Below are 12,765 nucleotides of genomic sequence, written 5' to 3'. Positions count from 1 at the left end.
CCTTTCATACCAAACAACGGAAGACTGTAGACGAAGCAGATAAAAGTCACCAACCAAGCGATCAAAATCGAAAGATGATCGGGCTCCTGCCCCCCGGCTTTCATACCAAAACAACTCTGGAGAGAAAGTTAATGACCACTTTTCTGACAAACTCCAGCTACGAATTCCTCGAGCCCTTGAAAATATATCGGGGTCCAAATTTGCTTTAAGCCCCCAGTCAAAGGAAAGGCGATCCCAATGGCGTGCATCAAATAAAAGCCTAAAACTTGCATTAATGCCATCCTCACCGGACTCTTCACTCAAGGAGGACCTAGTACTCTCCTGATCCACGGAGTTTTCTGCTTCTTCATCTTCACTTTCCAAAATAAAACGAAAACGTCTTTTTGTTATGGGTAAATCTAAACTAAAACGCAATCTATGAAGCGCTTCTGTCCCATAGTATTTCGACTCACCTAAGCCCAAATAAAGTTTTACATAACTTTGATTGTGATCTGAAATGGCTTCTAGATCACCCATCAAACCATCAATATATGCGCCTAAAGCAACGATATCTCCGGCCAATGCTCTGCGTTTTGTTTCAATCCAGGAGATAGTCGAATTATCGAAGTAAGGGGAGCCCTCTGCTATCTCATCTTGAGCGCTTGAGTCACCCTCATAGGAAGCTGGCAAGGCGATGTCGGTCTTTTTGAGTTCATTAGCATCGACATAAGAAATGCGCCACGATAACAACACACAGATAAAAACAAGCAAACGATGAAACATTCTATAATTATTTTTATATCGACCTTGGCGCATCAAACAACCCACACGTTGAACCAAAATAGTGCAAAACTAATCCATCCGTGAACCGTATATGAACTTAAGCTAAGTCAATCTTAAGTGCCTTATTAAAGAGACTTGCAGCGTACTTAACCATGTTGAGTTAGAATCATACCTCCAATGGTATATAAATTGCTGCGATAACTTGCAAAAATTAGCAATGTATTGATTATAGCATTCATAACACGGCAGTACGGAGATTAGAGATGAAGCAGCAGCTTGTGGTAATCGGAAACGGCATGGCTGGAATGAAAGCTGTAGAAGAGTTAGTCAGCGCCTCTCCTGAAAAGTTTGATATTACGGTCTTTGGTGCTGAGCCCTACGGCAACTACAACCGAATCATGCTATCCCCCGTACTCTGTGGAGAAAAGTCCATTGAAGATATCATTATTCATGACCGGCAATGGTATCACGACCATAATATAACCCTGTATTCCGGAGCAGATAAGCTGGTTATTGATATCGATAGAAGCAAACGTTGCGTCACAGCACGTGATGGCACTCAAGCACGTTATGACAGACTACTGATAGCAACAGGCTCTAAACCCTTTATTCTTCCTATTCCAGGAAGCAAACTCGAAGGTGTGATCGCCTTTCGCGATATATATGATGTCAATAAGATGCTTGCCTATAGCGAGACAAAAAAGAATGCAGTGGTCTTAGGCGGCGGGCTACTAGGTCTTGAAGCAGCCAACGGCCTTGCGCAGCGAGGCATGCACGTTACCGTTATTCATAGCAAGGAAGTGCTCCTTAACAGACAGCTCGATGCGACAGCCGGTCACTTACTCCAGCAGGAACTCACAAGCCGAAACGTTAAGTTTAAAATGCCGGCCGAGACAGAAGAGCTTCTTGCAGATGATTCAGGGCATGTTAGAGCCGTTCGCTTTGCCGATGGAAGTGAGCTCGACTGCGACTTATTTGTTATGGCGATTGGCGTCAGGCCAAATTTTGAACTGGCTGAGAAAGCGGGCTTACATTGTGAAAAAGGCATTGTTGTCAGCGATACATTACAAACGTACGACCCTAGCATCTATGCTGTGGGGGAGTGCATTCAGCATAGAGGCGACACTTTTGGCCTGGTAGCACCTTTGTTCGAGCAAGCCAGAGTATGTGCTAATCACCTCAGTGGCCACGGTGTTGCGGAATACAAGACTCTCCCCAGTGCGACCAAATTAAAAGTAACCGGTATTAACTTATTCTCACTCGGTAATTTCTTAGGTGATGAAGAAAGCGAGGAAATCCGTTTTTCTGATCCTTCTGCCAAGGTATATAAAAAGCTTGTTATCAAAGATAGGCACATCATAGGCGTTGTTCTATATGGCGATACCAAAGACGGCTCATGGTATCAAAGCTTACTTGAACAGCGCTGCAATATCGAAGACATGAGAGAGTTTTTGATATTCGGCCAAGGCTACTTTCAAACCGCCAAGCAAACTACCACCTTAGATTTAGCGGGTTAGGAACATCAAGATGACTCAAATGATCAACTCAACAGAGACAAGCACAAAACCGCAGGAAATAAAGACCACCTGCGCCTACTGTGGTGTAGGCTGCGGCATTATTGCAACAACACACGCTGATAACAGGGACGTGACAATACAAGGCGACCCGCACCACCCAGCTAACTTTGGCCGTCTCTGCTCAAAAGGCTCGGCACTAGGTGAAACCCTAGATCTATCTAGCAGGCTATTGAAGCCCATTATCAAAGGGAAAACGGCCAGCTGGGATCAGACTATCAATCATGTCGCTACCCGATTTAAAGAAACTATCGATCAATATGGCCCCGAGTCCGTTGCGTTTTATGCTTCTGGCCAGCTCTTAACCGAAGATTATTACGTCGCTAATAAGCTGATGAAAGGGTTTATTGGCAGCGCCAATATCGACACTAACAGCCGTCTATGCATGTCTTCCTCCGTCGTTGGCCATAAGCGCGCCTTCGGCAGCGACACGGTTCCCAACTGCTATGAAGATTTTGAACTCTCTAAGCTAGTTGTTCTGATAGGCTCTAACGCAGCATGGTGCCACCCGGTACTGTTCCAACGCATCAAAAAAGCCAAAGAAACAAACCCGGACATGAAGCTCGTCGTTATTGACCCTCGAAAGACCGATAGCTGCGATATTGCCGACCTGCATATTCCAGTGAAAATGGGTAGTGATGTCGCCTTGTTTAACGGCTTACTCGCCTTCTTATATCAAGAGGGAGTAATCGATAATGACTACCTCGAACGATATACTGAAGGCTTTGATCAATGTATTTTGGCTGCGCAGCAAGATGCCTTCAATATTTCAACTGTCGCCGAGAAGTGTAATGTTGCCCCCCACATCATCAAGACTTTTTTCGAATGGTTTCGTGATACACAAGAAACATTGAGCCTATATAGCCAAGGGGTCAATCAGTCTTCGTCCGGCACTGACAAAGTTAACGCCATTCTCAACTGTCACCTAGCAACAGGGCGCATTGGAAAACCTGGCAGCGGCCCCTTCTCATTAACGGGGCAACCCAATGCAATGGGGGGGCGTGAAGTTGGCGGTCTAGCAAACCAACTCGCGGCTCACCTAGAGTTTAATGAACAGGACACAAGCCTACTTAGTGAGTTCTGGAATACCCCAAACCTTGCCAATACACCAGGCATGCCAGCGATTGAGCTCTTCGACGCCGTCGCATCAGGAAAGATCAAAGCCCTATGGGTCATGGCAACCAACCCGGTCGCCAGCCTTCCCAATGCAGAAAAAGTAAGGAAAGCCATTGAACAATGTGACTTCGTCGTTGTGTCTGACTGTGTCGCTCATGCGGATACCTTAGATCGAGCCGAAGTCAAACTGCCCGCTTTGGGCTGGAGCGAAAAAGACGGTACTGTCACCAATTCCGAACGACGAATTTCGCGCCAACGAGCGCTGCTACCACCAGCAGGTGAAGCCAAGCCCGACTGGTGGATTATCTGCCAAGTAGCCAAAGCCATGGGCTACCACGAAGCATTTAATTTTAAATCTGCTGCCGATATTTTTCGGGAACATGCAGCACTAACAGGCTTTAAAAATACGGCTGAACAACGGCCTAGAGATTTCGATATCTCTGGCTTGGCAGAGCTTAGTGACGAACAATACGACTCGCTAGAACCTGTGCAATGGCCCGTAAACAACACTCACCCGAATGGTGTAAAACGATTTTTTTCTGAAGGAGGTTTCTTTACCGCCTCCGGCAAAGCCAAACTCATAGCACTCAGACATCGCCCACCTGTTAACTCATTGTCAGAGGCCTGGCCCCTTGCTTTGAATACCGGACGGGTTCGAGACCAATGGCATAGCATGACCCGCACTGCCTTATCAGCGAGGCTAAACCAGCATAAGCCGGAGCCCTATGTCGAGATCACTCCTGAAGACGCTCATAAGTTCGGTTTAAGTCAGGGCGATATAGCTGAAATAGAAAGTCATTGGGGAAGCATGCTTGCACGAGTGGAGGTCACTAAACGCCTTCCGCAGGGAGAGCTATTTGTCCCCATGCACTGGACCTCTCAATTCAGCAGCCAGGGGCGCGTTGGAGTAGTCGTTAACCCAGAGATTGATCCAATATCCTTCCAACCCGAAAGCAAGCACACGCCGGTTAGCATCAAAGCTTACCAAACCAACTGGCACGGTTTTGTTATTTCACGTCACCCTTTAATTCTTGATGGCATTGACTACACCGTACTCATCAAAGGCGATGGCTACTTCCATTACGAACTTGCAGGAAGGCGGCAAATCAAGCACTGGCAAACCCATCTGTCCAGTCAAATCAGAATCCACTCAGGAGAGCTAGAGTGGCAAACCTATCAAGATGAGCATCAAGGATTATTTCGAACCGCCTGCTTTAATGAAGGCATACTTCAAGCTGTGCTCATCGTAGGTTCGAACTACCAACTACCCGAGCGAAGCTGGATCGCCTCATTATTTAGTCATACCGATAAGCACCCTGAAACCTTAGATACAGAAAGCCGCATGGCTTTATTAACAGGCAAACCACCCATAGGTACGCCGGATGTCGGTAAAATCATATGCGCCTGCTTTAATGTCGGGAAAAAAACCATTCAAACGGCAATAAAGGAACACCAACTAACAAGCCCACAGGAAGTTGGAAAAGTCTGTAAAGCTGGCACCAATTGTGGCTCTTGCGTACCTGAGATAAAAGCGCTATTTACTTAAGGGCAAGCTGACAATAAGCCTCGTACAAGCTAAGTACGAGGCTTATTCCTCCTAAGGGTCGTAGCGGCTAACGAGTACGGTACTCGGCTGACGAGGGGTGTTAAAGCCTTCCGAGGCTTGCTCATTAATTTCGATCAAGGGCACATCTGAAACTAAAGGGTCGAGTTGCTGGGCGTCTTGCCGAACAATCCAATAGCTTGCAACAAACGAAACGGTGAGCGCTGAGTATAAAATGGTATTTCGAGTATATTTTTTCATTCATTAATCCCTGCTTTTTATTTTTAAATTTTTACAACGGAATAAGAACAACACTGATCTTTTTTTAACCAGAAATATGAGTCTACTCTTTCATTTTTATACTGTCTACTATTGAAATACAGATCCCAAACTACTCAGGGTAACCTGTAATATCGCGAATTGTCTTATAAAGTGGTTGCAGCTGGGGATACATCTTCAAATAAACTTCTTTATACAAACGAGCATACAACTTAACTCGTTCAGGGTTTGGCTGAAACACCTTGCCAACACGCGCCATATTCTCAATGGCTTCATCGAAGCTTGCATAAACGCCTAAACCAACAGCAACATCAATGGCAGCCCCTAAGCCAGAGGTTTCATAGGTGTGAGGTCTTTCTGCAGGCATACCAAAGACATCAGCAGTTAATTGCATCGCGGCATCACTTTGAGAGCCGCCCCCCGAGACACGCAAGGTTTTCACCTTAAGCCCGTTTCGCTTTTCCAGACGCTGCATGCCTTCCTTTAAGCCGTAAGCCAAACCTTCCAGAATAGCGCGATAGATATGGGAGCGAGTATGCACATCACCAAACCCGATAATACCGCCTTTTGCCTCCGGCCCAGGGTCGCGCACACCCGGTGACCAGTATGGTTGCAACATAAGCCCCATCGAGCCCGCCGGAACCTGGTTCACCAGTTCATCAAATAACTGTTCAGGTTCTATGCCTCTCTCTTCGGCTATCTTTTGCTCTCGTAGGCCAAACTCTTTTTTGAACCAACTCACCATCCAAAAACCGCGATAAATCATAATCTCGGATGAAAAGTACTTTGGAATTGCAGCCGGATAAGCCGGCATGTATTTAATCGGTCCAATATGTTTAGAGTTAGTTGTATTGATTGTCGCTGTCGTGCCATAGCTCATACAAGCGATATCAGGCCGGTTGCCGCCAGAGCCGATAATCTCGCAGGCTTTATCAGACGCCGAGGCAATGATAGGTAAGCCTTCATCTAGCCCCAAATGAGTTGCTGCCTCTTTGGTCAAAGCACCTAATGATTCCCCAGGATCTACCAGCTCAGGTAACATGTCTTTGCACAAAGAAGGCAAAATCTTAAAACGCCAGTCTGATTCAGCAGCCCACTTTAACTTCTTATAATCAAAGGGAATGTAACCAACCTGGGCACCAACAGAGTCTTTAAATTCTCCCGTTAGCTTAAAGCTCAAATAGCCTGATAACAGCAGAAACTTATGTGTCTTGCGCCATATTTCAGGCTGGCTCTGGGAAATCCATAATGCCTGCGATTTCTCTCGAAATCGATGTACAACATCTTCAACCCCGGCGATTTTAAACAACCACTTCCAAAAACCGGGCACATCCCCTTTTACCTCTGCCCTACGCTGGTCTAGCCAGACAATGGCTGGCCTCACAGGCCTTCCCTGCTCATCAACATTAACGACCGTACCGCGCTGCGTGGTGACCGTTGCTGCAATAATCCTGGAACGATCAATATCAGCTGCAGCCCATAGTTTATCGCAAGCTTTTTTTAATGAAGACCAGTAATACTCTGGATCTTGTTCAGCCCAGCCCGGCTGGCTAGAGAAGTAAGGCTCGAGCTCTTGTTTGCCCTTAGCGATCAAATTACCTTGGGTATCAAATATTATGGCCCGAACACTTTGAGTACCGTTATCAATGGTGAAGATATACTGCTCGCTCATCACACCACCCGCTCTTCTTTTTTGGCTTCTTCGACAGGAAGAGAATAATGAGCACTAATAATACGCTGATACCTGCTCGCCTCCTGATCCCAACGAGGCTCATCCCAGCCTAAAGCTTCCAAACAATGAGCCTTGACGCGAGTAAGCACGGCCTCACCACCTTTAGGAAGAACAAGTCCTAAACGAGTGCGGCGCAGCATTAGATCGTCTAAATGCACGACTAGTTGAGTTTCACAGGCATAAACAAGCTCAGCGAATATGGTATCACTAGTCAAGACTTTGTCTGCTAACTCAGGTTTCCTATCTACCAGCTCAACGATACGTTCTGCGCCAAAGCCATAGCGTCCTTTTAGCCTACGAATCTGAGGTGCATTGATATGAGCTGAAGCCATTACATGGTCAGTCTCAGGAAAGTGTGTACTCGACTTAAAGTCTTCAGGTTTCCGATTTAAATATCTCGCCGCCGTTTGAAGCACATCCAAGGCGATTAAACGATAAGTCGTCAGCTTACCTCCTGCAACGCTCACCATGCCTCGATTATCCCAGACAACATGTTCACGCTTTTCATCAGAAGGCTTTGCCGGTTTACTCAAGTCAGCTTCTTGCTTGCTAGAATGTTTACTGACAACAGGGCGAACACCCGAGTACGTCGCTATAACATCGCTTTCAGAAATCAAACTATTTGGGAATTGCTGATTCACAGCAGCTAACAGATACGCTACTTCGCCAGCGCTTATGCTGGACTCGTCTCGACTACTTTGCTTGTGATCAAGGTCCGTTGTCCCGACAACCGTCACACCTTCCCAGGGGAAAGCAAACACTGGCCGCTTATCTTTCGGGTGAAAAAAACTCACAGAATACGCCACTGGCAAGCGCCACTGAGGCAAAACTAAATGGCTGCCACGCAGAGGCCTTATTACTTTGTTTTCACCGAGCTGTTGTCGAAGTTCATCTGTCCATACCCCGGCAGCATTGATGACAACATTTGCCTGCAACTCAAACTGTTCAGCACTCAGTTGGTCTTTCAGCAAGACGCCCGTGACTCTGTCATTTTCGTCCTTGCTTACTTGCTCTGCTCGCAGATAATTGATCGCAACACCGCCGTCGCGATTGCCCTCTTCCAATACACGTAAAACCAAACGAGCATCATCGGTAGAAGCGTCAGCAAATTGAGTGACGCCTTTTAACTTTTTGGTAAGCAAGCCCGGGACTAAAAAGTCTAATATGCCTCGTTTGAAAAACTGCCGATAGCGCTTCCCTGCCATGTAGTCGTAAATAGCCAAAAGTTTGTTAAACACCCAAGGCCCGGGAAAAACACCTTTGTAATGCCCCATAATAAATGGCAAAGGCTCAACTAAACCGGGCAACTCATCCATCAAGTTCTGACGCTCTTTGACCGAGTCATTAGCTAAGGAAAATTGTCCACTTCCCAGATACCGCAGTCCGCCATGAACCATTTTTGATGAACGTGATGAAGTCCCCCAGGCAAAGTCTTTTTGCTCTATCAAGAGGGTTTTCAAACCCTGCGCGACAGCCTCGCGATAGATTCCGGCACCGGTAATCCCGCCACCAACAATCACCAAGTCCCAAGCCTTTCCAGAGCGCAGCACATCTAAGGCTAACGCTCGGCCACCTGGCGCCCAATAAGCAATAGAGGATGCATATTGTTTATCTTGTGACACGGCTTACCTCCGTCGTCGTCATATCGCAGCTGTCACGCCGAGAGTTTGAAAAGTTATAATTTTTTTGGACCGTAAATTGAGCCGAGCTTGCAAAAAAGCTAGTCGAACAGGCTTTTTACTCTGTCATCTTCTATCAGGGTTCCCGGGTTCAATAAGCCCTTCTCATCCATGGCTGCAAAAGCAGTTTTAATGAGGTGCATTCCTAACTCGCCCTTCTCTTTTGGAAGGAAAGGAGCATGATCTTTACCAACTCCGTGCTGATGACTGATTGCACCGCGATTGTTGACGATAATCTCGGAGGTAGAAGATTTCATATGCTTCCAACGCTCTAAAGCTTGCTCGCAGCTCTCACCGGCTCGATACACATAAGTCGTATAAATACTGCAACCCTGGCCGTAGAAGTGTGAAAGATGGGTAAAGACATGGACCTTTTCATTTTCAGCGCTAAGACTATTGCGTAAATTGTCTTCAATTTTATTAAGTAGATTATCTACATTATCCCAGTCGGTTGCCGTTTCAAGGGTATCAACCACATAGCCCTTTTCCCAAAGAGCTTCGCGTAGGTAAGGCATCTTAAAGCGTTTATCAGCCCACTTCTTACCCAAAAAGTTACCGGTGTACACGCCATGATAACGACGAATCATGCTCTTCATTAGTTTGTGGGCAGGGCGGCACTGCTCAGGCAGCCCCGTTATACCCAAGGTCATCATGCACTTGCCTTCAGCAGCACCTTTAAAGCTCAGATACTTTTCAAGCATTGATATCTGGCCAGGGTGACCAGCCAAAGCAAGTTGGGTCGTGGTTTCAACGGCATTACTTAAGCGCAGCATCGATAGTTGAACCTTACTCTGAACCATATAACGAGCTGCTTCCTTTGCTTGCGTCCACGAAGGGAAGAAAATAACGTAAAAGTCTTCTTGCTCTGCTAAAGGTGTCACTCGTACCTTAACTTCAGAGATTACGCCCATCCTCCCTTCCGAGCCCATAAAGATCTCTCTTACATCCGGGCCGCCTGCCGAGGCAGGAATGGTTTGAATATCCATACGCCCCTTAGGTGTTTCGACACTACCACCAGCAAACATTTGTTCGATGCGTCCATAACGCAGAGACTGCTGTCCACTAGAACGGCTCGCTACCCAACCACCAATGGTCGACAGCTCAAAGCTCTGGGGAAAGTGCCCCAAGGTATAGCCTCTAGAACGAAGCTGAGATTCAACTAAAGGCCCAGGTGTACCGGCACCAAAGGTAGCAATCTGACTCTCCTCATCCAAATCTATCAAGCGAGTCATTCGACCTAGCGATAAAGTTAGTATCGGTTCATCAGATTCAAAAGGGTTAATATGCCCCGCGACGCTGGTTCCACCACCATAGGGAATCAGGATAATGTCATGTTCATAACAAAACTCGACCAACTCAGCGACCTGATCTTTAGTTTCTGGAAAAGCAACGCCGTCGGGGAAGAATTCAAAGCGGCCACTTCTCATGGCAAGCCAGTCAGGCAGACTTTGACCGCGAGAATGACGAAGACGCTGTTCCGGGTCTTTATCAATCAATATATGCTCAGGTAAACGACTTTCTGGAACTTGAGCCAAAACTTCACTCAGCTGTGCATCCGCTAAAGGGCTGGAAGCACCCACTAGATCACTAAGAAATTGCTCACCCGTAGGTGGCAAATCCATTTTGTTTGCTTCATCTCCCCAACCATTCCAACGACGCATGCGTTCACCTATATATATTCAAATTTAGTTTAAAGTGCCCAGCATCTTAACAGCGGACAACACTCTAGAAAGACATAGCTCGAAATAATAACGGAATAAACTATAATTTCACTGACAATTTCAGACATTATGATCATCAAATTCAGTCAGTGACACTTTTTGTGCTCTCAAACTTCCTGCGAGAAGAGTAAATTATGAAACACCTGGGCTTTGCTTCCATTCCTGCCGTACAGCAATATTTACAATATGCTCAGAGCAAACAAATCGATACTCATCAAGTCATTCTCGACTCAGGGATCGACCCGAATGTTCTGGCCAGTGCAAATGGGCGTATTATTGGAACCCAGTTCCAATCTCTTATTAAACATCTTATCGAACGCGCTAATGACCCCTTGCTCGGGCTTCATACCAGCCAATTTGTTCAGCCAGGCTCCTATAGTGTGCTTGGCTATATCACTATGAGTTGCGCCACCATCGGTGAAGCCATGGATAAAATACAGCCCTATGAAAGACTTGTCGGGGATATGGGAACAACCAGCTTTAAAGATTTAGGGAACAGCATCTTGCAGTGCTGGCACTGTATTTACGACGACCCGATTGTCAGGCCTCATATGATCGATAACGTGTTGGCTTCGTGGACAAACTTTGCACGCTGGTTAGCAAACCAAAATGCCTCTGCTGAAAAGATACTAATCGGGCGCCCCGCTCCTTCTGCAAAGCTCCAAGAAGAATATACCCGCTTCTTCAATGCACCCGTTGAGTTTGAGGCTCAGCACAACGGTATTGTGCTAAATAAAGACCTACTGTCTATTTCACTTCGCCAACCCGATAACCTGCTACTCAAAACTCTTGAATCTCATGCTAGTGAGCAAATGACTCACCTTAGCCTGGCTAGTGAGAACTTTGCTGATAAAGTCAAAGCACTCATTCGACACCAATTGAATCTAGGCAGCGCAAGAAAAGAACTCATTGCGAATGAACTAAACATGACCGAACGAACACTGCAGAGAAAACTCGTCGCTGAAGACAGTTCTTATCAAACGCTGTTAAATGAAGTCAGACTAGACTTAGCGACCGAACTTCTGAAAAGCTCCGAAATAGGAATTCAAGATATTGCTTATAACCTGGGCTTTTCTGACGGGCGCTCATTTCATCGCAGCTTTAAAAGTTGGACCGGTATGACACCAGGGCAGTACCGAACAGAAAGTTCGCAATTGAAAAGCCTATAAAACCGACAGCTTGGCGAGTATTAGTCGGTACTCACCAGGCCAGCCTTGGCAACCACGACATTATCCTGGGTTTCAGGAACACTTACTCGTTTGGAAGGTTTCTGACGCTTCATTTCATAAAGCCGCTCATCGGCTATTTTAAGCATCATTTTAGAGTCGACTCGATCCATTGATTCTGTCGAAATCACGCCATAACTAATCACAACAGGAATTACCTTATCCTCGACTCTGAGAGGCGTATTCAAGAGATGCTCGCGAATACGCCCTGCAATAATATCAGCGCCTTCTTGGCGCTGATGAGGCAGCAACACGACAAACTCATCACCAGCAAAGCGGAATGCCAAATCACTCTTTCGTGTTAACTCATTCAGATGATGTGCAACATGCTTGAGATAACTATCACCACAGTCATGACCGCAGGTATCGTTGACTATCTTGAAATCATCACAATCGATAAACATGACCGCCAAATCTTCTTTCTGGCGCGCATGACGACTTAACTCTTGATCAAGCGTTTCCTCTAACTCTCTACGATTACGTAATAAAGTAAGCGGATCTCGCGTTGCCAAAAAGCTAATCCTTTCTCTTGCCCATACACCCGCTAGCGAGAAAGAGACTTTTACAGACAACTGCTTCAGAAAGAAGCTATCTTTGCTCGGGCTATAGCGCTCGGCGGAGTTTGAACCCAGCATCAAAGCCCCTACAACCTTGCTATCAATCACAATAGGCAATACAGCCAGCGAACGAACACCGTGAGGCTCGGCATTGCGTTTCACTTCAATAGGCATGAGCGAGTGATAGCGCTTGATGTCACGACTAACCAAAATTGGCTCCCGGACACTCTGAGTCGCTCCTAGAAAATCCACCATACTCACTGTGCGCAGAATGACAGGCGCTTCTTTATCAGCTTTACGCTCAGCTTCGCGCAAAGTATCAATCAGATGAGCGTTAGAAGGCGTTTCCGTCAAAACCGTCCACACATGCTCGATTTCGAACTTTTCCTGCACCAGCGACACCAGCGCCATAAAGAAGTCCGAACAACGAGTAATGTTCATAATCGCAACTTCTATATCGAAGAGGTTACGAGCGATTATTTCGTTACGCCTCGCGGTCGCAACGAGGTCATCAACTGAGGGCATCCAAGAATCTCCGGCTTGGGATAGGTATAACTAAGACATCTGTATATTGTA

9 protein-coding genes are annotated in these 12,765 nt (G+C 46.4%); 3 read left to right on the top strand and 6 right to left on the bottom strand.

Annotation, left to right across the window (positions count from 1 at the left end):
* The coding region (locus A3735_RS24500; RefSeq protein ID WP_156499891.1) for a hypothetical protein at nucleotides 1-795 on the bottom strand (795 nt) is incomplete at its 3' end.
* Nucleotides 796-1,025: 230 nt separating this feature from the next.
* Here A3735_RS24500 and A3735_RS24495 point away from each other — a divergent pair.
* The gene (locus A3735_RS24495; RefSeq protein ID WP_068516472.1) at nucleotides 1,026-2,279 is read left to right on the top strand and encodes an NAD(P)/FAD-dependent oxidoreductase; all 1,254 of its coding nucleotides are present in this window, start codon (nucleotides 1,026-1,028) and stop codon (nucleotides 2,277-2,279) included.
* A gap of 10 nt (nucleotides 2,280-2,289) precedes the next feature.
* Complete coding sequence (locus tag A3735_RS24490) at nucleotides 2,290-4,998, top strand: nitrate reductase (protein ID WP_068516476.1); 2,709 nt, start codon at nucleotides 2,290-2,292, stop codon at nucleotides 4,996-4,998.
* Between the two features lie 51 nt (nucleotides 4,999-5,049).
* Here the strand turns inward: A3735_RS24490 and A3735_RS24485 are convergent, their stop codons facing one another.
* The 4 genes from A3735_RS24485 to A3735_RS24470 form a co-directional block, all read right to left on the bottom strand.
* On the bottom strand, nucleotides 5,050-5,256 hold the full coding sequence (locus tag A3735_RS24485) for a hypothetical protein (RefSeq protein WP_068516480.1): 207 nt from the start codon (nucleotides 5,254-5,256) through the stop codon (nucleotides 5,050-5,052).
* Between the two features lie 130 nt (nucleotides 5,257-5,386).
* Nucleotides 5,387-6,946, bottom strand: a complete 1,560-nt coding sequence (locus tag A3735_RS24480; protein ID WP_068516483.1) for an FGGY-family carbohydrate kinase — start codon at nucleotides 6,944-6,946, stop codon at nucleotides 5,387-5,389.
* A complete protein-coding gene (locus A3735_RS24475) occupies nucleotides 6,946-8,628 on the bottom strand; it encodes a glycerol-3-phosphate dehydrogenase/oxidase (RefSeq protein WP_197470275.1) in 1,683 nt (560 codons plus the stop codon). Before A3735_RS24475 ends, A3735_RS24480 begins: the two co-directional genes overlap by 1 nt.
* 98 nt (nucleotides 8,629-8,726) lie before the next feature.
* Nucleotides 8,727-10,346, bottom strand: a complete 1,620-nt coding sequence (locus A3735_RS24470) for an FAD-binding oxidoreductase (protein ID WP_068516487.1) — start codon at nucleotides 10,344-10,346, stop codon at nucleotides 8,727-8,729.
* 194 nt (nucleotides 10,347-10,540) lie between these two features.
* Here A3735_RS24470 and A3735_RS24465 point away from each other — a divergent pair, with 194 nt between their 5' ends.
* On the top strand, nucleotides 10,541-11,575 hold the full coding sequence (locus A3735_RS24465; protein WP_068516490.1) for an AraC family transcriptional regulator: 1,035 nt from the start codon (nucleotides 10,541-10,543) through the stop codon (nucleotides 11,573-11,575).
* 20 nt (nucleotides 11,576-11,595) lie between these two features.
* Here the strand turns inward: A3735_RS24465 and A3735_RS24460 are convergent, their stop codons facing one another.
* Nucleotides 11,596-12,714, bottom strand: a complete 1,119-nt coding sequence (locus tag A3735_RS24460) for a sensor domain-containing diguanylate cyclase (RefSeq protein WP_068516496.1) — start codon at nucleotides 12,712-12,714, stop codon at nucleotides 11,596-11,598.
* Nucleotides 12,715-12,765: the final 51 nt, after the last annotated feature.

Source organism: Oleiphilus sp. HI0061 (genome assembly GCF_001635675.1).
This window is presented reverse-complemented; position numbering and strand designations above follow the sequence as displayed.

Excerpts from the sequence above, each read along its gene's own strand:
- A3735_RS24480 (WP_068516483.1), bottom strand. The coding sequence starts at position 6,946 with ATGAGCGAGCAGTATATCTTCACCATTGATAACGGTACTCAAAGTGTT.
- A3735_RS24490 (WP_068516476.1), top strand. The coding sequence starts at position 2,290 with ATGACTCAAATGATCAACTCAACAGAGACAAGCACAAAACCGCAGGAA.
- A3735_RS24470 (WP_068516487.1), bottom strand. The coding sequence starts at position 10,346 with ATGCGTCGTTGGAATGGTTGGGGAGATGAAGCAAACAAAATGGATTTG.
- A3735_RS24495 (WP_068516472.1), top strand. The coding sequence starts at position 1,026 with ATGAAGCAGCAGCTTGTGGTAATCGGAAACGGCATGGCTGGAATGAAA.
- A3735_RS24485 (WP_068516480.1), bottom strand. The coding sequence starts at position 5,256 with ATGAAAAAATATACTCGAAATACCATTTTATACTCAGCGCTCACCGTT.
- A3735_RS24460 (WP_068516496.1), bottom strand. The coding sequence starts at position 12,714 with ATGCCCTCAGTTGATGACCTCGTTGCGACCGCGAGGCGTAACGAAATA.
- A3735_RS24465 (WP_068516490.1), top strand. The coding sequence starts at position 10,541 with ATGAAACACCTGGGCTTTGCTTCCATTCCTGCCGTACAGCAATATTTA.